At 67.3% G+C, this 24,588-nt stretch carries 22 protein-coding genes; 4 read left to right on the top strand and 18 right to left on the bottom strand.

Features of this window, described 5'->3' with window-relative positions; translation table 11 throughout:
- Nucleotides 1–201: 201 nt before the first annotated feature.
- Nucleotides 202–1,467 (top strand): ROK family protein, encoded by a 1,266-nt coding sequence (locus tag ACTHNC_RS17105; RefSeq protein ID WP_440295829.1) that lies wholly within the window; start codon nt 202–204, stop codon nt 1,465–1,467.
- Between the two features lie 30 nt (nt 1,468–1,497).
- Here the strand turns inward: ACTHNC_RS17105 and ACTHNC_RS17110 are convergent, their stop codons facing one another.
- The 15 genes from ACTHNC_RS17110 to ACTHNC_RS17180 form a co-directional block, all read right to left on the bottom strand.
- Nucleotides 1,498–1,914, bottom strand: a complete 417-nt coding sequence (locus tag ACTHNC_RS17110; RefSeq protein WP_440295830.1) for a C-glycoside deglycosidase beta subunit domain-containing protein — start codon at nt 1,912–1,914, stop codon at nt 1,498–1,500.
- 8 nt (nt 1,915–1,922) lie between these two features.
- Entirely contained in the window at nt 1,923–2,705 is a 783-nt protein-coding gene (locus ACTHNC_RS17115; protein WP_440295831.1) for a nuclear transport factor 2 family protein, read from the bottom strand.
- Nucleotides 2,698–3,753, bottom strand: a complete 1,056-nt coding sequence (locus tag ACTHNC_RS17120; RefSeq protein ID WP_440295832.1) for a sugar phosphate isomerase/epimerase family protein — start codon at nt 3,751–3,753, stop codon at nt 2,698–2,700. Before ACTHNC_RS17120 ends, ACTHNC_RS17115 begins: the two co-directional genes overlap by 8 nt.
- Nucleotides 3,754–3,764: 11 nt before the next feature.
- Nucleotides 3,765–5,051, bottom strand: a complete 1,287-nt coding sequence (locus ACTHNC_RS17125) for an ABC transporter substrate-binding protein (RefSeq protein WP_440295833.1) — start codon at nt 5,049–5,051, stop codon at nt 3,765–3,767.
- Between the two features lie 4 nt (nt 5,052–5,055).
- Nucleotides 5,056–6,180 (bottom strand): sugar phosphate isomerase/epimerase family protein, encoded by a 1,125-nt coding sequence (locus ACTHNC_RS17130; RefSeq protein ID WP_440295834.1) that lies wholly within the window; start codon nt 6,178–6,180, stop codon nt 5,056–5,058.
- Nucleotides 6,177–6,590: a C-glycoside deglycosidase beta subunit domain-containing protein gene (locus ACTHNC_RS17135; protein WP_440295835.1), complete on the bottom strand. Its 414-nt coding sequence runs from the start codon at nt 6,588–6,590 to the stop codon at nt 6,177–6,179. The genes ACTHNC_RS17130 and ACTHNC_RS17135 overlap by 4 nt, the downstream gene beginning before the upstream one ends.
- Nucleotides 6,587–8,182 (bottom strand): GMC oxidoreductase, encoded by a 1,596-nt coding sequence (locus tag ACTHNC_RS17140; protein WP_440295836.1) that lies wholly within the window; start codon nt 8,180–8,182, stop codon nt 6,587–6,589. Before ACTHNC_RS17140 ends, ACTHNC_RS17135 begins: the two co-directional genes overlap by 4 nt.
- Nucleotides 8,179–9,006, bottom strand: a complete 828-nt coding sequence (locus tag ACTHNC_RS17145; RefSeq protein ID WP_440295837.1) for a TIM barrel protein — start codon at nt 9,004–9,006, stop codon at nt 8,179–8,181. The genes ACTHNC_RS17140 and ACTHNC_RS17145 overlap by 4 nt, the downstream gene beginning before the upstream one ends.
- Nucleotides 9,007–9,020: 14 nt before the next feature.
- Complete coding sequence (locus ACTHNC_RS17150) at nt 9,021–9,212, bottom strand: nuclear transport factor 2 family protein (protein WP_440295838.1); 192 nt, start codon at nt 9,210–9,212, stop codon at nt 9,021–9,023.
- Nucleotides 9,209–11,833 carry a glycosylhydrolase-like jelly roll fold domain-containing protein gene (locus tag ACTHNC_RS17155; RefSeq protein ID WP_440295839.1) on the bottom strand — a complete coding sequence of 875 codons (2,625 nt, stop codon included), beginning with the start codon at nt 11,831–11,833 and terminating at the stop codon, nt 9,209–9,211. Before ACTHNC_RS17155 ends, ACTHNC_RS17150 begins: the two co-directional genes overlap by 4 nt.
- The gene (locus ACTHNC_RS17160; protein WP_440295840.1) at nt 11,830–14,007 is read right to left on the bottom strand and encodes a glycoside hydrolase family 3 N-terminal domain-containing protein; all 2,178 of its coding nucleotides are present in this window, start codon (nt 14,005–14,007) and stop codon (nt 11,830–11,832) included. Before ACTHNC_RS17160 ends, ACTHNC_RS17155 begins: the two co-directional genes overlap by 4 nt.
- Nucleotides 14,004–15,527 (bottom strand): family 43 glycosylhydrolase, encoded by a 1,524-nt coding sequence (locus tag ACTHNC_RS17165; RefSeq protein WP_440295841.1) that lies wholly within the window; start codon nt 15,525–15,527, stop codon nt 14,004–14,006. The genes ACTHNC_RS17160 and ACTHNC_RS17165 overlap by 4 nt, the downstream gene beginning before the upstream one ends.
- Nucleotides 15,528–15,533: 6 nt before the next feature.
- On the bottom strand, nt 15,534–16,376 hold the full coding sequence (locus tag ACTHNC_RS17170; RefSeq protein WP_440295842.1) for a carbohydrate ABC transporter permease: 843 nt from the start codon (nt 16,374–16,376) through the stop codon (nt 15,534–15,536).
- Between the two features lie 4 nt (nt 16,377–16,380).
- Nucleotides 16,381–17,328, bottom strand: a complete 948-nt coding sequence (locus ACTHNC_RS17175) for a carbohydrate ABC transporter permease (RefSeq protein WP_440295843.1) — start codon at nt 17,326–17,328, stop codon at nt 16,381–16,383.
- 64 nt (nt 17,329–17,392) lie between these two features.
- Entirely contained in the window at nt 17,393–18,691 is a 1,299-nt protein-coding gene (locus tag ACTHNC_RS17180) for an ABC transporter substrate-binding protein (protein WP_440295844.1), read from the bottom strand.
- A gap of 262 nt (nt 18,692–18,953) precedes the next feature.
- Between ACTHNC_RS17180 and ACTHNC_RS17185 the strand changes: the two genes are divergently transcribed.
- A complete protein-coding gene (locus ACTHNC_RS17185; RefSeq protein WP_440295845.1) occupies nt 18,954–19,886 on the top strand; it encodes a LysR family transcriptional regulator in 933 nt (310 codons plus the stop codon).
- On the opposite strand, the gene ACTHNC_RS17190 is transcribed toward ACTHNC_RS17185, so the two are convergent.
- The 3 genes from ACTHNC_RS17190 to ACTHNC_RS17200 are packed head-to-tail and all read right to left on the bottom strand — an operon-like array spanning nt 19,883 to nt 22,827.
- Nucleotides 19,883–21,403 (bottom strand): GMC oxidoreductase, encoded by a 1,521-nt coding sequence (locus ACTHNC_RS17190; protein ID WP_440295846.1) that lies wholly within the window; start codon nt 21,401–21,403, stop codon nt 19,883–19,885. The genes ACTHNC_RS17185 and ACTHNC_RS17190 overlap by 4 nt on opposite strands.
- Nucleotides 21,400–22,392 carry a sugar phosphate isomerase/epimerase family protein gene (locus ACTHNC_RS17195; RefSeq protein ID WP_440295847.1) on the bottom strand — a complete coding sequence of 331 codons (993 nt, stop codon included), beginning with the start codon at nt 22,390–22,392 and terminating at the stop codon, nt 21,400–21,402. The genes ACTHNC_RS17190 and ACTHNC_RS17195 overlap by 4 nt, the downstream gene beginning before the upstream one ends.
- Nucleotides 22,393–22,827 carry a C-glycoside deglycosidase beta subunit domain-containing protein gene (locus ACTHNC_RS17200; protein ID WP_440295848.1) on the bottom strand — a complete coding sequence of 145 codons (435 nt, stop codon included), beginning with the start codon at nt 22,825–22,827 and terminating at the stop codon, nt 22,393–22,395. It abuts the gene before it with no gap.
- 171 nt (nt 22,828–22,998) lie between these two features.
- On the opposite strand from ACTHNC_RS17200, the gene ACTHNC_RS17205 reads away from it, so the two are divergent.
- Together ACTHNC_RS17205 and ACTHNC_RS17210 are read left to right on the top strand one after the other, a co-directional pair.
- On the top strand, nt 22,999–24,225 hold the full coding sequence (locus ACTHNC_RS17205; protein WP_440295849.1) for an FAD-dependent oxidoreductase: 1,227 nt from the start codon (nt 22,999–23,001) through the stop codon (nt 24,223–24,225).
- A 16-nt stretch (nt 24,226–24,241) separates the two neighbouring features.
- A partial coding sequence (locus ACTHNC_RS17210) for a TetR/AcrR family transcriptional regulator (RefSeq protein WP_440295850.1) occupies nt 24,242–24,588 on the top strand: 347 nt, incomplete at its 3' end.

The raw sequence follows: 24,588 nt of genomic DNA on the forward strand, positions 1-24,588 counted from the left end.
GGGGAGCACTTCACTGCTCCGGAACCAGGATCGGTGGCGCAAAGGGCATCGGGGAAGCGCATATCTCCTATCCTCCGAATCAGGATCGTTTATGCCGGATGCGACGAGCATTCGCCCTAATGCTGCCTATCCCGCATCGGAATCGACAATAGTTGTGCGAGTTAACGCAGGAGACCTCCGACACTTGTGTCAGAATCGAGCATGGCCAGCGAATCGGTTCTGCGCTTCTCCGCGCAGACGGACGAAGTCACCAGCCTGCTGCGCATCGTGAACCTGGTCCGTACCGGCGAAGCCGTCACCAGGCCCGAGATCGGACGCCTGACCGGACTGGGGCGCGGTGTCGTGACCCAGCGAGTGGATGCGGCCATCGAGATGGGATTCATCGCCGACGGCGACTTCGGGCCGTCGTCGGGCGGCCGTGCACCACGCACCCTCCGGTTCCGGTCGGAGCGAGGCATCCTCGCGGTCTGCGCCCTCGGCGCCCTGCACATCCGGGTCGGGCTGGCGACGCTCGACGGCGAGATCCTGGCGGAGGCGCACCGCGAGTGGGACATCGCACGCGGCCCCGCGAAGACGCTCGACACGGCGCTCGGCATGCTCGACAAGCTGCTGTCCAAGCAGTCCGGCGCCGACGTCTGGGCGGTGTCGGTCGGCATCCCGGGGCCCGTCGACTTCGAGACCGGTTCCCCGGTCGCCCCGCCGATCATGCCCGGGTGGAACGGGTTCGACGTGCGGAACCGGTTCGAGCAGCACTTCGAGGCGCCGGTGTGGGTGGACAACGACGTGAATCTGCTCGCCCTCACGGAGCGCAGCCACCGCCGCGACGACGCCGTCGACCTCATCTACTGCAAGGTCGGCAGCGGGATCGGCGCGGGCCTTCTGTCGCGCGGCCGCATCCACCGCGGTGCCAACGGGGCTGCAGGCGACATCGGCCACGTGCGCGTTCACGACTCCGTCACCCCCTGCCGCTGCGGCAAGGTGGGGTGCCTCGAAGCGGAGGCATCCGGCTGGGCCCTGGTACGGGACGCGTACAAGGCCATCGACGACGGCACCGCCAGCACTCTGGGTGCGCACGTGGAGAAGGGCGATGCCATCACGCCCGATGCGATCTCGGTCGCAGCCATGGACGGCGACGCCCTGGCGATCGCGCTCGTGCAACGGTCCGCTCGGCTCATGGGCGAAGCCATCGCCGGGCTCGTGAACATGTTCAATCCCGGCGTGATCGTCGTCGGCGGCGCGATGGCGGGAGCGGGCGAGATCTTCCTCGCGGGCATCCGGCAGCGGGTCTACGAGCTGTCGCTTCCGCTGGCAACACGCGACCTGGCGATCGTGCAGTCCGTCGGTGACGAGAAAGAGCCCCTGCGCGGCGGCGCGGAGCTCGCGATCGAGCAGCTCTTCGACGTCACCTTCCCGCGCTGGTTCGCCGCCGGCCGACCGACCATCGACGGTGTGAAGGCGGCCGCCTGAGCGCAGTGGACGGCCGCCTTCACGCCAGCGTCAGCTCAGTACGAGCTCGCGTTCGACGGGCACGCGGTTGGTGACGTAACGGCCGGGTCCGCCGTCCGTCCCCGGCATGATCTGCATGTAGAGCAGTCGCATGGTGAGCACCACTTCGACCGTGATCTTCGCGCCGGGTTCGGGCACGTCGTCGAGCAGGATGACGACATCCGGCCGGTCAGCGACGAACCAGAGCGTGTCCCACTGCTCCGGCAGCTCGTCGACGCGATAGGAGCGGCCGTTCAGCTCGAACCGCAACCGCTCCCGTGGCACCTCCTCGCCGTTCAGCACGACGTCGACGCCGTCGACGGCCGAGAGCCAGAGGCTGCGGTACCAGGGGATCTGCACCGAGACGGCGAGGCCGTCCGGGCGGCGATGCACGTCCTTCTCGGAGAAGAGCGAGTTGTGAGTGGCCATGATGCTCCTTACGCGAATGTGTCGGTGAACGTGCCGTGCGGCGCCGGCGGAACGGGCTCGAGCTTCTGCACGGTCCTTGGACTGTATGGATGGCTCGTGCTCGGCACCGGCTCGTCGGCCGGCGGCATGAAGACGGGCTTGCCGTCGTCGCCGAAGTACATGAGGTCGAGGTCGAACGCACCCTGGTTCTTCAGACCGAAGCTGACCCAGTTCTCCTCGAAGGGTGCGCGGGCCAGTTCGTAGCAGCGGAACTTCCAGATCTTCCACTCGCCGTCCTGGCGCAGGAAGTCGATCGCGTACTTGCACCAGACCCAGTGCGCCCAGACCTTCTTGCCGAGGACTTCCTCAGGCGAATACATGTCGGGGAATGCCTCGGCCACCTGCGGGTCCGTCAGGCCCGACTCGGTACCGGCCATGATCCACACGCCCTTGGCGGTCTCGCCGTCGCCGGCGATCTCGATCACGGGCGTCGTCGTGGTGTGCAGGATGAGCTTGCCCACGGGAGACGGACGGCCCTGGTGGTATCGCACCACGCTCTCCCAGGTGGTGTACTGGCCGGCGTTCGTGTAGCGCGCCCGGATTCCGGGTGTCCCCGGCTTCACCCACAGCGGGATGATCTGCTCGTCCTGGAACGCATTGTGCAGGTACATGTAGCGGTTGAAAAGATTCTCGACCTCTCCCCTGTCCGCGGCACGGCGCGCCAGCGCGGTGGCTGCTGCGACTTCCTCCCGCAGCCGGACCACCTCGGCGACGAGGCCGGCCACGGACCGCTCTTCGACGGTGTCAGACACGAGCCGCCTCCTTCTCCGCAACGCTCTCCTCGATGGCGTGCCTCATCAGCGCGTGCTGCTTCTTCACCAGGTCGATCGGGTCGGCTTCGCCGAGGTCGGAGAACGCGTGCCCCTCCCACTCGCTCGAGAGGAACCCGCGGTATCCGCCCTGCACGAACTGGCGCACGATGCGAGGGATGTCCATCGCCGGCTCCTGCCCGTCGTCGTCGAGTCCAAAGAACTTCGCGTGCACGTGGAAGATCTGCGGCATGATGTCCAGCCACTCCTCCGGCGGCACCAGCCCGTGCATGTTGAACGCGAGCCGGGTGAACGGGCCGAACCGCACCGGGTCCACTCCCTCGCCGCGCAGATAGTCCTCGAACTTCTGGTTGCGCACGTGCATCGGAGTCGGCTCGTGCCAGATCTCGTCCATCACGGGGAAGTGCTTCTCGTCCAGACCCATCTTCGCCAGCTGCAACAGTAGGGTCGGCGAGAGGCTGTGCATCGTCGACGAGAAGTCAGCTGTGAACCCGAGACGGTCGCTGCCGAGCTCCTCGTACATCTCCCGGATGCCGAGCACCTTCTCATCGTTCGGGCCCTGCGGTGCGTGGATCTCATAGCCCAGCTTCTGGTCGTACTGCTCCGCCAGCGGCAACAGGCTGCGCAGCAGCTCCTTGCCCGCCGAGCGGATCACCACCCGCCTGAACCCGAGCGTGTGCGCGGTCTTCAACTGACGAGCGAGGAAGTCGTGCTCCTCCTCCGGTGTCATGTCCCGGTCCTTGCGGCGCCCCATGTCGAGGTTCGTTCCCACGGCGCTGGGCTCCAGCTCGTAGCGCTCGAGGGTGTCGAACCAGAGCTTCACGAACGCGTCATCCACATCCGGGTAGGTGCGCAGCAGCTGCGCGATGTTGAACTCGACGCCCGGACCGATCCCGTTCTCCGCCACCGACGCGATGAGCGTCTCCGGCGTGTACAGACCCGCCGCGAACTCGCTCGTCATCGAATACAGCGTCGTGCCCAGCCGGATGCCCGTGCCCGCGATGCCGTTCTCTTCTGCTGTCTCTTCCATCTCTTCCTCTCTCAACCCCAGTCGGAGTCCATCTGCTTGAGAACCTGCTCCACCGTCATCTGGCCGGTGAGGATGCCCTGCACGCCGCTGCCGAGATCGGCGTAGACCTTGGCGTTCGTCCAGTCGGTCGACGGCAGTCCGCGGACGGTTCCGGACGTGATGAGCTGCTTCACCGGATCGAACTGCGGCCGAAGCGTCGTCGACTCGTCGGCCGTCACGGGAATCGTGCCCACCGCCTGCGAATACGCCTCCTGCCCCTGCTTGGAGAGGATGTACGCCAGGAAGCTCTCGGCGAGTTTCGGGCTCTTCGTCTTCGCGCTCGCTGAGACGCTCTGATCCGCGCTGACCGACAGGTACGTCCTCGTCCCTGCCGGCGCCGCGATGGGCAGGATCACGAGCTTCACGTGCCCACCCGCGGCATCCATGATCTCCTTCGCCGCGTTGCTCGGCGCGAAGAAGCCGAGGATGCTGCCCTGGGCTGCGCCGTTGGTGAGTGCGTCGAAGCCGGCACTCTGGGCGCCGTCTTGGAAGCATCCGGCATCGAACATCTTCTTCACGTAGGTGAGCGCCTGGACCCACCCCTTGGTGCCGGCGAACGTGACCTTGCCTGCCGCGCGTTCTGCGTTCCAGTTCTTGTCCGGCCCGTAGACGGTCGATGCCGCGATCCCCGTCGTGAGGAAGGCGTTGTTCGCGGGAACCGATCCAGCGAGACCGTAGAGCGTCTTGCCGTGGGCGCGCGCCACGGCGCACTGCGCGATGACGTGGTCGAGGCTCGTCGAGGCGTCGATGTCGACCCCGATCGACTTCGCCAGTTGGTCGTTGTAGATGACGCCGTTCGCGTTGCTGCCGAGAGGAACCCCGTATGCCTTGCCGTTGTACACCCACAGTTCCTTCTGCGACGCGGGCAGGGCGGAGACGATCGCGGGATCGGTCAGTGGAAGCAACTGGCCGGCCTTCGCGAACGGGATGATCGAGTACGACTGGCCGGTCCCTCCCTCGGACTGGAACGTGTCAGGGGCGTTGCCGCCCTGCACGCGCGTCGCGATGGCGCCGGGATAGCTCTCCGCTGGAAGGTTCACCGGCGTGACGGTGACCCCCTTGTGCTTCTTCTCGAATCCCGTCGCGAGACTCGTGTAGGCCACCTTGTCCTGGTTGTTCGTCGCTCCGAACGCGAACGAGATGCTCTGCGGTTCTTTCCCGCTCGCGGGGGTGCTCGAGCAGCCGGCGAGAAGCAGGCCTCCTGCCGTGAGCGGCACAGCGAGCATGGCCGTCCGTCTCCAGAAGGTGCGATGACGCACGAGTTCACCTCCCGCTTTCGCTGTAGGAGACTGCGGGCAGCCACGCCGCCAGCTGTATGCGGGCATCCGCCCCGTCGGTCACCATGCGTGATCCGGCGTCCCGAGCCGCCGAGCGCTGCACCGCCTGCTCGCCTGCGATGATCTCGAACGGCGACTGCCAGTAGTTCCAGTGCCAGCCCTCGTACTCGCTGGAGATGGCACCGTTGTAGCCGTTGTCCACCAGCAGCCGGATGAGGTCGCGCACCGGAACGGAAGGCTCCTCGCCGGAGTCGTCGATGCCGAAGAACTTGCCGTGCACGTGCTTGATCCACGGCATGATCTCGAGCCAGTCATCCACTCGGGCCGGTCCGAAGAGCCCGGTGCCGTTGATGGCGAAGTCGACGCCGAGGTCGGGGCGTCCGTTCTCGGCGCCGAGGGCGATGAAACGGCCGAAGCGCTGCCCGTGGTCGGCCTGGTCGGCGGGTGGGCCTGCCTGGTAGAATTCGTTCCAGAGTGCGACCACCTTGGCGAGCAGGTCGTCGGACGCACCGCGCCTGCGATACGCCTCGATGAGCGAGGGTGCGAAGCCGACTGTCGTCGCGCCCCAGTCGGCGGTGAAGCCGAGGTAGGGCGATCCGACCTTCTCATAGCGGTCACGGAGCGCGAGGATGCGCGGATGCGACGCGTACTGGTCGGCGTGCACCTCCAGTGCGAGTGTCACGCCGTAGCGCTCGGCCACGGGCGCGAGAGCCTCCATCGAGTCGGGTTCGATCGAGATCTGCACGCGCGCGATCGGGAAGCCGAGCTTCGCCGCTGCCTCGATCTGGCGGCGCATGTACTCGATGAGCTCGTCCTGGTTCAACAGGCGATCACGGTGGATGCCGGTGTCGGCGTTGATCGCCAGCGACGTCTGCACCAGCCCGACCTCGTCGACGAGGTCGCGGAAGCGACCGGCGAAGGCGTCGTCGATCGACGGGAACCCGCGGAAGCTGGAGAAGCCGATGATCTCCAGTCCCGGCCCGTAGCCCTCCGCGGCGACCTTGCGGATCAGGCCCTCGAGGTCGTACTGGCGGCCGTGGAATGCCCTGGTGAAGCTGTACAGCGTGACGCCCTGGATCGGGCTGCCCTTCTTCGGGTTCTGCTCGGTCATGCCGCCACTTCCTTCGTCTCGCGTGCGGTCATCGTCTTGGTGTCGTGCTCCTCGATGCGCAGCACCTGGTCGTCGCCGATGATGATGTACGGGATGTAGAGCTTGAGCTCGACGTCGACCTTGTGCTCGGCACCGTCGGCTGTCACGGGGATATCGCCCGACACGACCGCGGAGTCCAGCGGGAACCACCACTCGTCCGTGGCATCCACCAGCTCCTGAAGCCGGAACGTCTTTCCGTTCATGCTCCAGCGCAGCGACGGTGCTGGCGCCAGAACACCGTCGACGGCGAACGACACCTCCGAGATGCACGAGCCCGGCAAGGCTCGGTACCAGGGAATCCGTACCTCGACAGAGCTGCGGGCGCCGTCGGCCGTGAGCGTGCCCTGTTCGATGATGCGATCGGGAATCATCGCGTCCTCCTTGAATCGTGTTCGAGTTTTCGTTCGTGAAATTCGGTGGCGTGCAATTCGTCGGCGATCCGTCGTGCACCTCGCGCGGCGAGCGCGACGCTGGTGAGCGTGGGGTTGCAGGCGGTGGCCGTGGGGATCACGCCGTTGCCTGCGACGAACACCCCTGGCGCCGACCACACCTCGCTGTACGGGCCGCAGACGCTGAGTCCGTCGTCGACCTCGCCCATGCGTACGGAACCCTGATAGTGCAGCGATGCCCCGAGCGGCATGGTGAACGGTCGTTCGTCGATCGGTTCGCCCACGGCGTTCCCGAGCCGCACGATCTCCTCGCGCGCCCGGTCGAGAACGGCGCGGTCGCGATCCGTGAGCCGGTAGTGGATGCGCATGGCCGGCATCCCATAGAAGTCCGTCACGTCGTCGGAGAATTCGACGCGGTCGTCCCACTGCAGGTCCTTCGCCGTGAAGAGGCCGAGGCCGACGATGGTGCCGGGCTCTGCCGGATCGTCCTCGGCCAGCGGCACCGGCGAGGCGTCGAGCTGCATGATCTGGCCGTGGAACGGCGCTGCGTCGGTGAACGGAACCCAGGTGACGCCGCTCTCCTCGCTGAGCGTGCCCGCCACCACGTCGTGTTCGTCGGACTGCCCCGCCGGTGCGTGTCGCGGGGCGGAGGCCGGAACGCCGTCCCGGATGCGAGCCGCGAACACCACCTGGGACTGATCGTTGAGCATGCGTCCGAGTGCTAGCGGGCGGATGCCCGAGGCCCACAGCACCTGCGGCGTGCGCAGGGCGTCGGCCGCGACGACCACGAACCGGGCCTTGACCACGTGCACCCGGTCGTTGCGCAGGTCGCGCACCGTGACGCCGGCCGCCCGGCCGTCCTCGAGCAGCACGCGTGTCACGAGCGACTCGTCGAACAGGGTGAAGTTCGGGTGCTGCCTGGTGGCGTCGCCGAACACGATGTCGGAACCCGACCACACGAGCCTGCCGTCGTCACGGCGGTGCACGGCCAGCGGCATCCGCTGCACGCGGCGGCCAGCAGGCCGGCCGTCATCGACCGCCGCGGCGAGGCGTTCGCGAACCAGCCGGGTGTAGGGGGCGCCGTCGAACGCATCCGTCGTCACACCCAGCAGCCGGTCGGCCTCGTCGAGCAGCTCGTCGAGGTCGGGGAGGAACGCGATGCGCTCACTGTCGCCCGGTCGTGGACACGCTCCGGTCCAGTGAGCGCCCATGCCGCCGACGTTGCTGGAGAAAGCCACGACCGGGAGGCCGTCTTCGCCGTCGAACGCGTAGCCGTCATCGAGCAGATACGTGCCGGGGCGAGCCATCCGGTCCCCGGCCTTCACGGCTCCGGGTGAGCTGACCGTGGCCGCGCCCGCACCGGGGCCCTCCGAACGTTCCTGTGCGCTCGCCCTGGCCGCGACGTCCTCGATGTTCTTCACGTGCGATCCGGGCGGGCTCGACACCGTCGGCCCCACCTCGAACATGGCGATGGTCGCGTTCGGGGCGCGTTCCGACAGGATACGTGCGTACGCGGCGCCGGTCGGCCCGCTGCCCACGATCGCGACGTCGACCGATTCCGGATACCGGCTCACTTCGACTTGCTCCGCTCGCTCAGTACATCGCATGCCGACACCGCCAGCTCGCGAATGAGTGCGACGGATGCCGTGGACTCCTGCGTCGGGTAGTACTCCAGCCCGATCGGACCGTCGTACCCGGAGGCGCGCAGGATGCCCAGCCGTTCCGCCCAGTCGAGCTCGCCGGAGCCCGGCTCACCGCGCCCTGGAGCGTCCGCGAGCTGCACATAGACGATCAGATCGCCCGCGTTCGCGAGTTCGGCCGCCATGTCCTCGCCCTCGACGGCCGAGTGATAGATGTCGTAGAGCACACCGAAGTACGGCGAGTCCACGCCGCGCGCCACGTACACGGCTTCTGACGTGCGGTCCAGCAGCGAGCCGGGGTGATCGACGCGGATGTTGACCGGCTCGAGCGCGAGCGTGACGCCCGATCCGTCGATCTGCGCGATCGCCTTCTGGTAGATCTCGATCAGCTTGTCGAGCTGCACCTGGCGCTTCCAGCCGCCGAAGCCCGTTCCGCTGCCGACGACGATGCGTCGGCAGCCGAGGTCGTGTGCGATGGCGACGCCTTCGTCGAGCTTGCGGTAGAACTCCGAGTGGTCCCACGGCGGGATCATGAACTGCGTGCGCGGCTCCGACAGCTGAGCGGTCAGCGTGGTCCCGGTCTCTTCCAGCGCTGCCTTGAGCGCCGGAAGGTCCTTGGGTGTGGCCGGGGCGTCCACACCGGTCGGTCCCCACATCTCCACAGCGTCGAATCCTGCGGCCGCCGCGGCGCGCACGCGATCGTGGTAGTCCCCTGCCTCGGTGAAGAGCAGTTCGATATTGGGAGCGAGCTGATACACGTTTTCTCCTTCGGTCAGAACACCGGATGGTCGTGGGCGGCATGCACGGGAACCTGCTGCAGCACGTCCCAGTGCTCGACGATCCGGCCGTCCTCGAATCGGTAGATGTCCGCGACAGCGGCGTCCGGCGCGCCGGGTCGGGAAGCCTTGACGTGTACCATCGCGAGGTCGCAGAAGCGCTCGAACGCGGCGCGGTTGTCGGTCATGAGGCCCCTCCCCCGTGCGTGACGGATGCGATCGTCACGGGGCCGAGCAGGCCGGTGGGCTCCTGCTGGGCGAACGCGGAGAAGAAGTCGGGCTGCGCCTTCACCAGGGTGTTGGTCACGTCGACCTCAAGGGTGTTCTGCCCGACGAGCACGGCGTGCGGAACATCGAACCGGTAGGGCGGCGCGATGCGCGTGCCGACGTTGACGCCGTTGATGCGCACCTCGGCGATCTCGTGCACCTCACCGAGATCGAGCCGGTAGCAGCCGTCCGGATGCTCGAGCGTGAACGACGCCGTGTATCGCGCCGTGCCGCTGAAACTCGGCAGCAGGCCGGGCGCGTCGAGGGGCGTCAACTCCTGGACGGTGCGCCAGTGCGTGAAGTGCGGGTGCTCCTCGGCGGTCGCCGTCGCGATCTCCCACTCCGCCGCGATGGAGACCGGCTCACCGACGGTGACGGCGGGGGCGGTGGGAAGGTCGCGCCAGGCGTCCGGGTCGCCGACGATCAGCACGCTCGCCTCTCCCGGCGCCAGCTCCACGTCGATGCGGGTCGAGTCGCCCACGGTTCTTGCCGCGGCGTCCCGGCAGGCCCCCGTCGCGGCATCGAAGACGATCGCGCTTCCGGCACGCGGCAGGGTCAGGGTGGTGCTGATGTCGGAGCGCGTCGACTCGTTGACGAGCATGACGGCATCCACCGGTCCCAGGTCGCGGCGGTAGACGCGTAGTGATGGCGCGCGTGTCGAGCTCTTCACGCCGCGGACCGTCAGCGAGGAGGCGACGTCGGCGAGCTCGTGGAAGGGCACGGCGCGGAACCGGTCGCGCAGCGCGCCGGGGTCGTCCGGTACCTCCGGCACGTCGTCGACGAAGACGACGGGCACTCCCGCGTCGTCGAGCCTGAGCAGTTCGTCGGCGACCGTGCCGGGCAAGTAGGAGCTGCCCGGCACGATCAGGGCGTCGTACGTCTCGTCGCCGAGCGTGAATGCGGCACCGGCGACGCGTGCCCTGGCCAGCGCGTCGGCGGGGACGACGTCGGCGTCCAGCTGCGCCTCCATCAGCGGCCGCAGCGGATGCTCGAACGGTTGCGCTTCACCGAGCCACTCGGCGTCGGCGTGGTAGAGGACGGCGAACGGCGCGACGTGCACTCCCCCGCTGAGCAGGTGACTGAGCCGGTTCGTGTACGCGCTCAGCAGGTGCTGGTAGCGGTACTGCGGGTTCTGTCCGTGGCCGTAGAAGTGCGGTGGGCAGTCGAGGTCGGGGAACGGTGCAGGCGAGAACGCGTGCGGCACGATGTGCGTCACACCGCGGACCAGCAGATGGTTCGTGAGCCAGGCGAACAGGCGGAGTCCGGCGTACCAGCCGTATGCACCGATCGTCTCGCACATCGAGCGCCCGCGCTTGAGCGGATCCAGGTGCGCGGCTGACGACGCGAGCTTCGCCAGCCCGAAGTGGAAGAACTCGCCGTCCGCCGCGCCGGACAGGTTGGCGAACGGCCCGCGCGAGAACCCGGGCACCACCTGACCGCCGATGATGTCCACGCCGGCCATGTCCTGTCCGGCCATGGCGCGGAAGTAGTGACCGGCGCCGGGCCCGAGCCTGGCGTGGGCGCCGTTGTCCTCGATCACGTGCCCGATGTACTCGACGCCGTGTGCGCGACACCAGTCGCCGAGCTGGCGGCCGAAGGACTCGGAGTAGAGCCGGCTGACGGCATCCATGAACGCGTACCGCACGCGTCGCTCGGCTCCCCCGGCGGTCGCCCAGAGCAACGGGAGTCGTTCGACGGCGTCGTCGCCGAGCGTTTCACACAGCCGCTCGGCGACGGCATCGTTCCACGGCAGCGGCACGGCCTTGCCCAGCACTGAGCCGAAGTCGAATGTCTCCGGGTCGTTGTAGAGGCCTGGTTCATCGCTGAAGAAGCCGGCGATCGTGGCCCCGAACTCCTCCGCGTACCTGGCGTGGATGCGCTCGTGCACGTTCTCGATGAGCAGCCGGGTGGATGCCGCGTTCAGGTAGTCGATGTGGTCGGCGTGCCTGGCGCTGCCGCCGTCGCGCGTGACGGAGAGGAAGAACACCCGCCACCAGCCGTCCGGCACGTCCCAGCGCACAACCCCGTCGACGATCCGGTCGGTGAGGTCGACCGGATCGCCGTTCAGGTCGTCGGAGTCCTCGGCTCTCCGGTACGCGACAACACGGAGCAGTCGTCCAGGATCGAGGGCGGCTTCGGGGCCGAAGAACTTCCGCCGTTCGACGAGCAGAGACGCTCCGCGTGCCGGACCGACGACATCCGTGTGCCTCTCGACGAGGAACCGCCGTCGCAGCTCGTCCGGAGCCGACTCGACGGCGCCACCGGCGTGGCCCGTCGGGAACGTGTCGTCGTCGAAGAACCACACCTTCATGCCTCGACGGCGCGCGATCTCGAGCCCGGCATCGACGTCGCGCCACCAGCCGGACTCGAGGAACTCCGGATGCGGACGCGCTTCGAGGATCACGGCACCGATGCCGGCGTCGCCGATGCGCTCCATCTCCTCGCGCACGACCTCGACCGGTCCGCCCTTCTGCCAGAAGAGCGGCATGATCGCGTTCGGCACGTCGCCGGTCACGGCCTCACGGAGTCGCTGCAGTGTCATGCCGGCTCCACCGTCAGCCGCGTGCTCAGCCGCGAGGTGCCGTCGTCGAGGGTGATCGTGAAATCCCCGGGTTCGAGCGTACGGGCCTCGCCGTCGGCCCAGAAGCTCAGGTCATCACGACCGATCGTGAACTCGATGAGCACGGATGCGCCGGTGGCCACTTGCACACGCCGGAAGCCACGCAGTCGCCGCACCGGCTGCGTCACCGTCGCGACCTCGTCGGTCACGAACAGCATGACGACGTCGTCGCCGTCGCGCTCCCCCGTGTTGCGCACCGTGACGGACACCAGGATGACCTCGTCCGCGAGTCGGTTCGTCGTGGTCGCCTCTGCAGACACCGCGAGGTCCTCGAGTTCGAACGATGTGTAGCTGAGGCCATGGCCGAAGTCGAAGCGCGGGCCGAGTGGCAGGTCGAGGTACTTGGACGTGTAACGGTCGTCGGTGTTGTTGGGACCGGTGAACTCCGCGACCACGTCAGTTGCGAGGGCATCCGGAGCGTTCAACAGCGACCCGCCGATGCGAGGAGGCCGCCCGGTCCGCTCATGGTCGTAGTGGATCGGCACCTGCCCGATCGCACGAGGGAAGGTCATGGGCACGCGGCCGCCGGGGTTGACGCGTCCCGAAAGGATTGCAGCGATGGCGGCCGGCGCCTCCGTGCCGAGATGCCAGACGCACAGCAGCGAGCCGACACGATCCACCCAGTCTTCGACGACGAGGGGACGGCCGGTGACCAGCACCACCACGATTCGCGCCCCGGCATCCGCGAGTGCATGGATGAGCCGGCGCTGGGCCTCGGGCAACGTGATGTCGGCCCGTGAGGCGGCCTCTCCGGAGAGACCGCTCGGTTCACCGAGTGCCAGCACGACGACATCCGCGGCGGCGGATCGCTCGACCGCGTCGGCGATCGCATCATCATCGGCCGTGAAGAAGCCTGCGCCGTCTACGACGTCCCATTCGACGCCGGGCAGCTCACGTGCGAGCGCGTCGGCAAGCGTCTCGCGCACGGGCTCGGCGAAGTGCTGCACCCAGGCGCCGAGATGGTCGCGACTGCGCACGAACGGCCCGGCGAGGAGCACCCGGCCGGTCGCGTTCAGAGGCAGCGCTCCGTCGTTGGTCAGCAGCACGGCACATCGTTCGGCGGCGCGTCGCGAGAGGTCGCGGTGCTCGGCCGCCGCGCCGGATACCGCAGCCGACTCGTCGGTGTACGGCCGTTCGAACAGTCCCAGCCGTTGTTTGAGCGTCAGCACACGGCGCACCGCATCGTCGATGCGACGGGATGAGACCTCTTCCGGTGAGAGCAGGGCGACGCCCTGAGAGTCGACCAGAAGTGTTCCGCCCATCACCATGTCGATGCCGGACTCGAACGCCAGCGCGATCGCCGCCTTCTCGTCTGCGACCACCCCGTGATCGACCAGCTGGGCCACACCGTCGGCGTCGCCCACGACGACACCGTCGAACCCCCACTCCTCTTTCAGCACTCCCGTGAGGAGGTCGCGATGAGCGTGCATCGGATGCCCGTTCAGCGAGTTGAACGCTGCCATCACCGACATAGCGCCGCATTCGACACCGGTGCGGAACGTCTCGAGGTATGTCTCGCGCAGGCGGCGTGGCGAGACCTCCGTCGAGTTGTAATCGCGGCCGGCCTCGGCCGCGCCGTAGGCGACGAAGTGCTTGAGACAGGACGCCACCCCGCCCGAGTCGGACCGCTGGTACGCATCCACCTTCGCGACGGTGAGCTCCGACGCCAGGTAGACGTCTTCGCCGAAGCTCTCCACCACGCGGCCCCATCGCGGGTCGCGAACCACGTCGACCATCGGCGAAAAGGTCCAGTTGACGCCGTTCGTCCCGGCCTCGATGGCCGAGACTCGAGCGTCGTCGGCGGCGACCGACGGGTCGAAGCTTGCGGCCTGCGCGAGTGGCGTGGGAAAGATCGTGAACTGGCCGTGCACGACATCAAGCGCGATGAGGAGAGGGATGCCGTGCTCGGTCTCTTCGACCGCGATGCGCTGCAGCGCGTTCACCTCTGTCACGCTCGGCGGCCAGAACGCAGCACCGAGACCGCGACGGGCGAGTTCCGCGCGTTCGGCGCCATCCGGTCGCCACACGATCTGCAACTGCAGGAGCTTCTGCTCCCACGTCATGCATTCGAGCAGCCGCTCGATGTCCACGCTCATACCAGGTCACCGTTCGTGAGCGGACGGTAGCGGAAGCGACGGAAGACGATCTCGCCGTCGCCCGCCGCGAAGAGCGCCGGCCGCAGACTCTTCAGGTCGTTCATGGTGGCCGAGTGCGCTCCGGAGGTGTCGTAGCGAACCCCATGCCGCTGCCACTGGCCGCCGGGCACGCGATGCCAGCCGGTGACGATGTGTCGGTCGTTGCGCAGGCGCAGCTGGATGCTCGTTCCCGGCTCAGCGGGCTCTCGCCAGTGGGTGCGGATGCCGCCGGCATAGCTCTGCATCTCCTTGCCATCCCAGCCCAGGCCGAAGAACAGCCTGTCGTCGAAGTACAGCAGGAGCCCGCCGATGGCATCACGGATGATGTGGAGTTCGACTTCCACCTCGTATGCGGAGTCCATCGACCACGTCGTGAGGGGAGACGAGTCGGCGGGTCCGGTACCTTTGCCCGAAAGCACAAGACCCTTGCCGAAGCGGGCACGAGCCGCTTCGTTGCTACCCGGGTTGTCGAACACCCAGCGCTCGCCCCAGCCCGGCGCCGCGAAGTCGTCGCACGGCGCCGGCACGGCGACCGGCTCGACCGCTCCGCCACGTGCCGCGGGCATCCGCTGCGGTACGCCGAGGTCGCGGGCCGGAGCCGTCGGCCATCCGTCGTCGGTCCACTCGATCGGTTCGAGGAGTGCCTGCCTGCCGAGAGTGCGGTACCCGTTCCGGTAGCCGTGGGAGAGCATCCACCAGGTGCCGTCCACCGCCTCGAGGATCGTCGCGTGCCCCCGCGACCACCACGACTCCCTGTCGGACCAGGTGCGTGCGATCGGGTTGCCCGGCGCGTTCTCCCATGGCCCGTGCACCGAGCGGGAGCGGGCGGCGATCACCATGTGACCCGTCGCGGGACCGCCCGTGCCGCCGACGGCGCTCACCAGATAGAACCACTCCCCGCGGCGGAAGAGCTTCGGTCCCTCGAGCGCGTACGCCTCGGTGACCCATTCGTCGGGGTACCGCCATCCGTCGTACACCTGCTCGAGCGGGCTCACGGCGCGCAGCCCGTCGTCGCTGAGACGGCACCGACGGATGCCGTTCACGAACAGGTACCGCGCGCCGTCCTCGCCGGCGACATGGCCGGGGTCGATCGCACCCGAAATGCCGGTGTACACGGGTTCGCTCCACGGCCCTTCGGGGCTGTCGGCGTGGATCACCCACACCTGCGGCTCCTGGACGGCGTCCGACCAGGGACTCGGGATGAACGGAAAGTAGATGTAGAAGCGGCCGTCGTGCTCGACGAGGTCGGGAGCGAAGACGGTGCTGAGAGGTTGCCGGAGCGCGCAGGTGACGAACGCCCAGTTCACGAGGTCCGGCGAACGCCAGACCGTCAGCCCCGGCGAGGCGTCGAACGACGAGTACGTGAGGTAGTACTCGTCACCGACGCGAAGCACGCTGGGGTCGGGGCGGTCGCCGGGCAGGACGGGATTGAGGAACGTTCCGTCCCCGAGATCCGGAGAGGAACGCAAAGCAGTGCTCATCTCGGGTCAGCCTTTGAGTCCGCCTGCGTAGCCCTGGATGAACTTCTTCTGGGCGAAGGCGTAGAAAGCGAGGATCGGGATCATCGAGACGATGACGACGGCGAAGATCAGGTTCCATTGCGAGACGAGGGAGCCGACGTAGCTGTACATCACGACGGGCAGGGTCTGATAGGGGGTGCCGTTGAGGAAGATCAGGGCGGTGAAGAAGTCGTTCCAAACGATCAGTCCGGCCAGGATCGCGACGGTTCCCGTGGCCGGGGACATCAGCGGGAACACGATGCGCCAGAACACCTGGTATCTGTTGGCGCCGTCGATCACGGCGGCCTCCTCGTACTCTGGCCCGAGGTTGCGGAAGAAGTTGGCGTACAGGAACACGGACAGCGGCAGCAGCATGCCGGTGTAGATCAGGATCATGCCCCACGGGTTTCCCACCAGGCCGACGTTTCGGGCACCGATGTAGAGCGGCAGGGTGCCCAGCTGGGTGGGCAGGATGATCGCGACCAAGAACAGGTAGTACGAGCGACGACTCCACCTGCTGGTGGACCGGGAGATGCCGTACGCCGCCAGCGATCCCAGTACCACCAGCAGGATGATGCTGCCAGCGGTGATCACCGCACTGGAGGCCAGTCCGGCCCAGATGTTCCCCGAGGAGGAGGACGCCGGGGACAGCAATTGCACGAAGTTCTCGATCGTCGGCTGCGTGGGCGGTGCGACCGCCGGGGTCGTCATGATCGCCGGCAGGGTCTTCAGCGACCCCATCAGCAGGATCCAGAACGGCAGCAGCAGGATCGCCGTCGCCACGATGGTGACGATCTCGATCGTCAACGTCTTCTTGGAGTACCGGAACATGGGTTCACGCCTCCTTCAGGGAGCGGTCCCGAGTCGCCCATTGCTGCGCGATCGAGAAGATCAGGATGAGGAGGAACAGCACCAGCGCCAGCGCCGCACCGAACCCGAATTGCTGGTAGGTGAACGCCTGCTGGTAGACCTCCAGCGCCAGCGTTTGCGTCGCTCCCGCCGGACCACCGTTGGTCAGAGCGACCACCTGATCGAAGACCCGCAGACCCTGGATCAGCGTCAACGTCGTCGCGATCGCCACCGATGGCTGGATCAGCGGCAGCACCACCGACCGGAACCGGCGCCATGGCCCGGCTCCGTCGATCGCGGCGGCCTCCTCCATCTCGACCGGCACCGTCGCCAGCCCGGCGAGATAGGTCACCATGATGAACCCGGTGTTCTGCCACACCATCACGATCAGCACGCACCAGATCGCCAGCGACGGACTCGCCAACCAGTTCACCTTCGCCAGCCCCATCGCGGCCAGCACCTGGTTCAGCGGACCGTTGAAGTCGAAGATGAACTTCCAGATGTACGACACCGCGATCGGGCTCACCACCACCGGCATGAACACCAGCGTGCGCAGCAGGTAACGCGTCTTCAGGCCACGGTTCAGAGCGAGAGCGAACAACAACCCGAAGATGTTGGTGAAGATCAGGAACCCGAAGGCGAGGAACAGCGTGTTCAGCAGCGAACCGACCAGTTCGGGCGTCTGGAAGATCTTCACGAAGTTCTGGATGCCGGTGAAGTCGAACGTGCCGACACCGGACCAGTTGGTGAACGCGAAGAACCCGCCGGCGACGGTCGTGGCGTAGATCACGACGACCATCAGCACCAGCGCGGGCAACGCCCACCACCACGCGCCGAGCCGGACGTAGTACGCGCCCCGCCGAGACCGGCCGCGGGCGCTTCGGCCCCGGCCGCCGGTGGTGATCGCCTCGGTCGGTGTCATCGTCTGAGTCATCGTCGGTTTCCTTTTCGCCTGCGATCGGTGGCCGGCCCTGTACCGGCCGGCCACCGCATTCACGTCAGCCCCAGTCGGAGTCCATCTGCTGCAGCACCTGCTTCACCGTCATCTGACCCGTCAGGATGCCCTGCACCCCACTGCCCAGATCGTTGTAGATCTTCGCGTTCGGCCAGTCCAGCGACGGGTATCCGCGCACGTTGTTCGAGGCGATGAATCCCTTGACCGGTTGATACTGCGGCAGGAGGTTGTCGGCCGCGCCCTTCTCGATCGGGATGCTTCCCGTCGACGCCGCGTAGTTCTCCTGCCCCTTCGGCGACAGGATGTACTTCAGGAAGTTGGTCGCCACCGTCGGGCTCTTCGTCTTCGCGCTGATCGCGACGCTCTGATCCGCGCTCACGGCCAGATACGTCTTCGTGCCGCTCGGCGCGGGAACGGGTAGGATGACGAGCTTCACGTGGCCGCCTGCCGCGTCCATGATCTCCTTCGCCGCGCCACTGGGCGCGAAGAAGCCGAGCACCTTGCCCGACGACGCACCGTTCGTGATGGCGTCGAAGCCGGCGCTCGTGGCGCCGTCCTGGAAGCATCCGGCGTCGTACATCTTCTTGATGGACTCGAGCACCGTCGTCCAGCCCTTGGTGCCCGCGAACGTGACCTTGTTCTTCGCGCGCTGGGCGTCCCAATTCTGGTCAGGTCCGTAGACGGTGGATGCCGCCAGCGCGAGCGCCAGGAACGAGGTGTTAGCGGGCACGCTTCCTGCGAGTGCGTAGACCGTCTTGCCGTGCGCGCGAGCGACGGAGCAGGCCGAAAGCACGTCGTCGAGCGTCGACGATGCAGTGAGATTCACGCCGATGGACTTCGCCAGGTCGTCGTTGAAGATGCTGCCGTAGGCCTGGGTGCCCAGCGGCACACCATAGGCCTTGCCGTTGTACATCCACAGATCCTTCTGCGACGAGGGAAGGGCGTCGATCACCGACTTATCGCTGATGCCCAGCACCAGGCCCGACTTGGCCCAGGGGATGATCGAGTGCGCCTGTCCCGTGCCGCCCTCTGCGTAGAACGTGTCGGGGGCGTTGCCGCCCTGCACCCTGGTTGCCAACGTGCTCGGGTAGCTCTCGGTGGGAAGGTTGATGGTCTTGACGGTGACGCCCTTGTCCGCCTTCTCGAATCCGGTGGCGAGTGCGGTGTACGCGGCCTTGTCCTGATCGTTGGTGGCGCCGAAGGCGAACGAGATGGTCTGCGGCTCCTTGGCGCCGGAGGATCCTCCTGTGCTGGAGCATCCGGAGAGGATGAGCGCTCCGGCGACGAGCGGGGCGGCGAACAGGCCGATCCGCGACGCCCGTGAGCGACGATGCTGTGTCATGTCCAGCCCTTCTGACTTCGTTGTCGGCACTCGCTCGTCGAGTGACCGGTGTGCTGTGGCACCAGTATCACAACGATGGGCTAGAAACACACATAAGTATTTTCGATATTCGACATAACCCGTGGAGCAGTGGTCGCCCGCCGCCGTGAGGGGCGGGAATACCCGCCGGGCGGCATCCGGCAAAGCTATGAAAATCGCCTAGCGAATCGATGCCGCTGATACATTTGGTTCACCGCCGCCCGAACCCGAAGGACACGACGAAGTGGCCGATCACCTGCTGCTTTCCCGACTCGATCTGAACCTGCTGGTGTCACTCGACGCACTGCTGACCGAGCGCAGCGTCACCCGTGCCGCAGAGCGTCTGCACCTCAGCCAGCCCGCGCTCAGCGCTTCCCTTGCACGCCTGCGCACCCACTTCGGCGATCCGATCCTCGCCCGCCGCGGCAACACCTACGAGCTCACTCCCCTGGCTCTGCGCCTCGCCGATCACACGACGACGGCACTGGATGCCGCACGACGCGTGTTCGAGAGCCAGGCATCCTGGGACCCTTCGGAGTCCATCCGGGAGTTCTCGATCTACGGCTCGGACTACGGCTTCACCACGATCGGGCGGGTCGTCTCCGAGCTCGCCGCGGAGCGTGCACCTGGCGTGCACTTCCGCTTCCTGCTGCACAATCCGCTCGTGGTCGAAGACGCGTCGAACCGGCTGCGCTCCACCGACGGCATGATCATCCCGCACGGGTTCCTCACCGAGCTTCCGTTCGTCGACCTGTGGAAGGACGAGTGGGTCGCCATCGTGGCGGAGTCCAACGACGAGGTCGACGATGTTCTGACGACCGAGCAACTGTCGCAGCTGCCGTGGGTGATGAACTACCAGACCCGGTCCGCCTTCACCTCGGCGGAGCGGCAGGTGCAGCAGCTCGGCATCGAGCCGGACATCGAGGTGGTCGTCGAGAGCTTCCTCGCCGTTCCGCACTTCATCGCGGGAACCCGGCGGGTCGCGATCATCCAGTCAGCACTCGCACCGCTGGCGAGGGGTGCCGGCGTGCGCATCGTGGGGCTCCCGTTCGCGCCGACGCCGCTGACGAACGCACTGTGGTGGCATCCCCTGCACACGCACGATCCCGAGCACTCGTGGATGCGCGCGCTGTTCGCCGAGGCCGGCACGATCGTCGGCTCCGGCGCCCACGTCTAGCCGGCGCTCTGCGGCTCCGCGACGCGCGCCGCATCCAGCTCCTCGAGCACAGCGGCGGATGCCAGCACCGCGAGGGCGACGCTGGTGAGCGTCGGATTCGACACCGTCGCGGTGGGAATGAGTCCGTTGCCGCCGAGGAACAGGTTGCGGAAGCCCCACACCCGGGAGCGGTCGTCGACGACCGACTCCGCTCCCCCGTCGTCTCCCATCCGCACGGTGCCCTTGTAGTGCAACGAGGTCCCGGCGGGCATCAGTCGTGGCTCTCCTCCCGGCACGAACTCCCCGATGCTCTCCGCGACCGCCCTCAGATCTGCGGATGCCCGTTCCACTTCGGCGAGTTCACGCTCGGTGACCTCGTACTCGATGGTGAGCTGCGGCATCCCCCATCCATCGACGGCGTCGTCCGAGAACACGAGCCGGTCCTCAGCGCGCGGGAACTTGCGCACGCCGTTGCCCATCGCGACGAAGCGTGCAGCACCGACGTGCACCGAGCTCTCGTCGACCGGGAACGGCGGATCGGCCATGTGCATCACCTGCGTGCGGTAGGGATGCACGCCCGCCGTGTACGGGATGCCGAACGTGGACGCCGTCGGATCCTTCACGAGCTGGGCGACCGGCGTGTCGATGCCCGCACGTTCCACGACCTCGTCGCGCAGGGCGACCACGCTGTACACCAGCACGTGTTCGGTCAGGTAGCGGCCGAGCGCGTCGGGGCGGATGCCGGATGCCCACAGCAGCTGCGGCGTCTGGAACGCGTTCGCCGCGACGATGATCACTCGGGCGGAGATGGTCTCCCGGGCGCGCGTGGGGAGGTGCTCGACTTCGACGGCGATGACCCGGTCACCCTCGATGACCAGTCGCCGGGCGATGGTCTCGGTGCGGAGGTCGAGCCGCGTGTCTCCGAGGATGGTGTCGGCGCCACCCCACCTGATCGAGCCGTCGGGTTGCGGTATCGCCGACATGGGCAGGCCGTCCGGCAGGCGATCCTCGGGGAGCGTGCCGGCGAAGTGTTCGCGCAGCAGCTCTTTGATCGCACGGCCGTACGGGTTCTCCGGCAGGGTCGTCACGTGCATGAGTCGCTCGGCCTCATCGAACGCGGCATCCAGCTCCGCCTCGGGGATGAACGGGATGCGCTCGTCGTCGTTCGGGCGCGGCGTCGCACAGGTCCAGTGAACGCCCATGCCACCGACGCAGCTGGAGAGCGCCGCCGCAGGCATCCCGTCCTGATGCCCGGGTGAGGCCAGGTAGGTGCCGCCGGGCGAGATGACGGTGCCTTCCACATGAAGGGTGCGCTCACGATCGCCGGAGAGCGCACCCTGCGGGCCCTGCGACCGTTCGCGCGCGGCGTCCCGCTCAGCCGGCGGCAGGTTGCGCACGTTCGAGCCCGGTGGCGTCGAGACCTGGGGGCCGAGCTCCACCATCGTGATGGATGCCTCGGGTCGGGCATCCGCGATCAGCCGGGCGAACGCTGAGCCCACCGGGCCGCTCCCCACGATGAGCACGTCTGTGTCTGTCATCGAGCACTCCTTGATTCCAGAATTCGTTGTTCGAGGCGAAGGTGTCGCTCGAGCTGTCCGTGTGCATCCCCGTCGTGGAAGGCATGCCCCTCGTACTCGCTCATGAGCACGCCCTGGAAGCCGGAGTCGAGGATGCGCTGGAGCAGGTCATCGAGCGGGATCGTGGGATCCTGCAGGTCGGCGGTCACGTGGTAGAACTTCGAGTGGAAGTACTGTGTCCAGGGCAGCAGCGTCGTGAAGCCGTCGAGGTCGGCCGGCCCGAACGACAGGAAGCCGAAGAAGTCGGCGATGGCCATCCGCTCGGCCTCGCCGCCGCCCTGTTCCCTCACCCGAGCCCACACCTCGTCCTCGGTCAAGCCCGAGTGACGGTGGGCGATCACGAACTCGAGGCGTTCGCGATCGGCGCCTGCCGCGAGATAGCGCGCCAAAGCGGGTTCGGCCGGCCGCTCGATGAAGCACCCGAAGTCGGGAACGAAGCCGAGCCTGCGACTGCCGATCCGCTCGAACTCGCCCAGCAGCTGCTGGATGTCCGGATCGCTCGGTTTCGACGGCGCGTGCACCTCGATGCCGATGTTCACGTCGTACTGCTCGGCGAACATGGCGGCCAGCGGCAGCAGGCGCCCGGGGATCGCACCTGCGCGGAGGTGGCTGCACCCGAGTTCTCGCGCCGTCATCAGGTCGGCTGTGAGGTCGAGGATGTAGTCCTCGTCGACCGGTTCGTGCCCCGTGATGCGGCCGACATCGGCATAGCCCCCGTAGCTGAACGGCACGAGGCCGCGATCCTCGGCCGCGGTGCGGATCCGCTCGATCTCTGCAAGAGATGGGCGCGGGTACCGATCGAAGAACACGGCGCCGACGAGCTCGAAGCTCTGAACACCGAGGCTCTGCACCTCGTCGAGGACGTCTTCGATCGTGTACTGCGGGTCTTCGACCCAACGTTGGTCGAAGCCGTAGAGCGAGACGCCCTGCTCGATTCCGCCGATGTTCATTCACGCCTCCTGCAGCATGAGAGTGCGTGAGGCCGAGCCGTCGATCATGCCCCACAGGCCGGGCCCCAAGTGCATATACGGCGAACGGAGGACGAGTTTCAGCTCGACCTCGTGCTCGCCCGGAGCGAGTCCGCCCTGGTAGACGCGCACGCGGAGCGGTTTCTTGACCGACCAGAAATCGGAGAACCCTCCGGCGAGTGCGCCGAGCGGGTAGAGCTTGCGGTCGTATTCGAACAGGAGCAGGTTGTCCGCGATGCGCTCGCCGTCCACCGACAGCTCGAACGTCTCGATCGTCGACAGCGGCAGTCCCCGGTAGTAGTTGAGACCGACGTCCAGGCTGAACCCGACGGGGCCGCGACCCAGTTCGAGCGCACGCAACGAGCGCTCACGCAGCACGCTGTCGACGTAGGGCAGCTTGAGGTAGGTCGTCGTCATTGTTTCCGTCCTCGTTCACGGCGGATGGCCGTGGCTTCATCCTCGCACGACTTATGCCAGAAATGATCATTAGTAAGACGGAAACCTACTATCAGCATTTGTGATGCCGCGAAGGCCGCCGGGGCCGCAAACTGTAATGGCGTTACATTTTCTGCACTCGAGGAGGAGCGCATGAACACGAGCCAGCATCCGATCGCGGTCCTGGGCGCCGGTCCGGCAGGAATGGCCGCCGCCCTCGGTCTCATCAAGGCCGGGCATCCCGTCGTCGTCTACGAGCGCTACCCGCAGGCTCGGGCCGCCGGCAACATCCTGAACCTGTGGCCACCGCCCATCAAGGCGCTGCAGGAGATGGGCGTCGACATCGTCGATCTCGGAGCGCCCTGCCACACCACGTTCCGCAACGCCAAAGGTCGGGTGCGTGCCGATGTGCGGATCCCGAACGATGTGGTGGAACGATACGGAGGCGGCTTCATCGGGATGTTCCGGCCCGACCTCTACCGGCGCATGCTGGCCGCCCTGCCCGACGGCGTGCTGCGCACCGGCCGTGCGGTGACCGGCATGCAGGACCACGGCGACGGTGTGACGCTGAGGTTCGCCGATGGCGAGGCCGTGGAGACGCCCGTGCTGATCGGCGCGGACGGCATCGACTCCATGGTGCGCAGGCATCTCTTCGGCCCCACGCCGAAGCGCCCGCACAACCTGCACATCATCGGCGGCTTCACGTTAGACGACACGGTGAAGACTGAACGCAACGTGGTGGTGCTCACGCACAACCGCACCACGCAGGGGACCTATACGTCGATCCGCAGCCAGGGTCGCGCCGGGCACCAGTGGTGGGTGCTGGAGGCCTGGCCGGACGACAGGGCCGCGCCCGCCGACCTGCTCGAGCACGCCGAGCGGCTCGCCGCCGGCTTCCCCGCCCCGCTCCCACAGCTGGTCGCGGCCACGTCTGCCGAGAACGTGCAGCGCTGGCCGATCCGCGACATCGCTCCGCTGCCGCATTGGTCGAAGGGCCGGATCACGTTGGCCGGCGACGCCGCCCACGCGACCTCTCCCTATGCCGCCTACGGTGCAGGCATGTCGATCTGCGATGGATTTTTCCTGGCGCAGCGGCTGGCCGGTGTCGACCTCGCCGACACGGATGCGGTGACGAAGGCTCTCGTGGACTACGAGACGCCGCGTATCCCGCACACCCGTGAGCAAGTACAGTCGGCGTACGTGTTGGGGAAGGTCTTCCATCACGCTCCGGCGCCCCTGCGGCCGTTGCGCGACTTCGTGCTCGACCACACACCGCTACTGCAGAAGCAGGTCGGAGAGCGCAATCCTCGCGAGATCGTGGCGCAGCTCGACGAGATGGGTGAGGGCATCCTTTCCCCACGGGCGGCGGGTCGAAGATGATGAGCGAAGGAAGGGTATGAGTCAGGCTCCGGTTCGCGAGCCCCTGCAGGCGCGCAGCCGCGCGAGCTGGGAACGCGTCATCTCGGTCGGACGCGAGCTGCTGGAGACGGGCGGATTCGAGGCGCTCACCATCAGCGAGGTGTGCCGGCGGGCGGAGGTGACGGCTCCGTCGATCTACGCGCGGGTCGACGGCCGGGCGGGACTCTTCCGTGCCGTGTACGAAGACGGGATGCGCGAGGTGCAGGCTACGGAGGACGCCCTCTTCGCAGGCACCGTCGGGTCCGTGGGCGGCCCCGGGGAAACCGCCCCCCCCGGGATAGAACCGGCCCCCCCCCATTTACCGTGGGGGTTTACTCAAGTGGG

The organism is Humibacter sp. (assembly GCF_051954055.1).
Classification (GTDB): Bacteria; Actinomycetota; Actinomycetes; order Actinomycetales; family Microbacteriaceae; genus Humibacter.

Coding starts and splice junctions, on each gene's coding strand:
- ACTHNC_RS17170 (WP_440295842.1), bottom strand. CDS start 16,376: ATGTTCCGGTACTCCAAGAAGACGTTGACGATCGAGATCGTCACCATC.
- ACTHNC_RS17110 (WP_440295830.1), bottom strand. CDS start 1,914: ATGGCCACTCACAACTCGCTCTTCTCCGAGAAGGACGTGCATCGCCGC.
- ACTHNC_RS17190 (WP_440295846.1), bottom strand. CDS start 21,403: ATGACAGACACAGACGTGCTCATCGTGGGGAGCGGCCCGGTGGGCTCA.
- ACTHNC_RS17105 (WP_440295829.1), top strand. CDS start 202: ATGGCCAGCGAATCGGTTCTGCGCTTCTCCGCGCAGACGGACGAAGTC.
- ACTHNC_RS17120 (WP_440295832.1), bottom strand. CDS start 3,753: ATGGAAGAGACAGCAGAAGAGAACGGCATCGCGGGCACGGGCATCCGG.
- ACTHNC_RS17200 (WP_440295848.1), bottom strand. CDS start 22,827: ATGACGACGACCTACCTCAAGCTGCCCTACGTCGACAGCGTGCTGCGT.
- ACTHNC_RS17205 (WP_440295849.1), top strand. CDS start 22,999: ATGAACACGAGCCAGCATCCGATCGCGGTCCTGGGCGCCGGTCCGGCA.
- ACTHNC_RS17160 (WP_440295840.1), bottom strand. CDS start 14,007: ATGAGCGTGGACATCGAGCGGCTGCTCGAATGCATGACGTGGGAGCAG.
- ACTHNC_RS17155 (WP_440295839.1), bottom strand. CDS start 11,833: ATGACACTGCAGCGACTCCGTGAGGCCGTGACCGGCGACGTGCCGAAC.
- ACTHNC_RS17165 (WP_440295841.1), bottom strand. CDS start 15,527: ATGAGCACTGCTTTGCGTTCCTCTCCGGATCTCGGGGACGGAACGTTC.
- ACTHNC_RS17175 (WP_440295843.1), bottom strand. CDS start 17,328: ATGACTCAGACGATGACACCGACCGAGGCGATCACCACCGGCGGCCGG.
- ACTHNC_RS17180 (WP_440295844.1), bottom strand. CDS start 18,691: ATGACACAGCATCGTCGCTCACGGGCGTCGCGGATCGGCCTGTTCGCC.
- ACTHNC_RS17135 (WP_440295835.1), bottom strand. CDS start 6,590: ATGATTCCCGATCGCATCATCGAACAGGGCACGCTCACGGCCGACGGC.
- ACTHNC_RS17150 (WP_440295838.1), bottom strand. CDS start 9,212: ATGACCGACAACCGCGCCGCGTTCGAGCGCTTCTGCGACCTCGCGATG.
- ACTHNC_RS17195 (WP_440295847.1), bottom strand. CDS start 22,392: ATGAACATCGGCGGAATCGAGCAGGGCGTCTCGCTCTACGGCTTCGAC.
- ACTHNC_RS17130 (WP_440295834.1), bottom strand. CDS start 6,180: ATGACCGAGCAGAACCCGAAGAAGGGCAGCCCGATCCAGGGCGTCACG.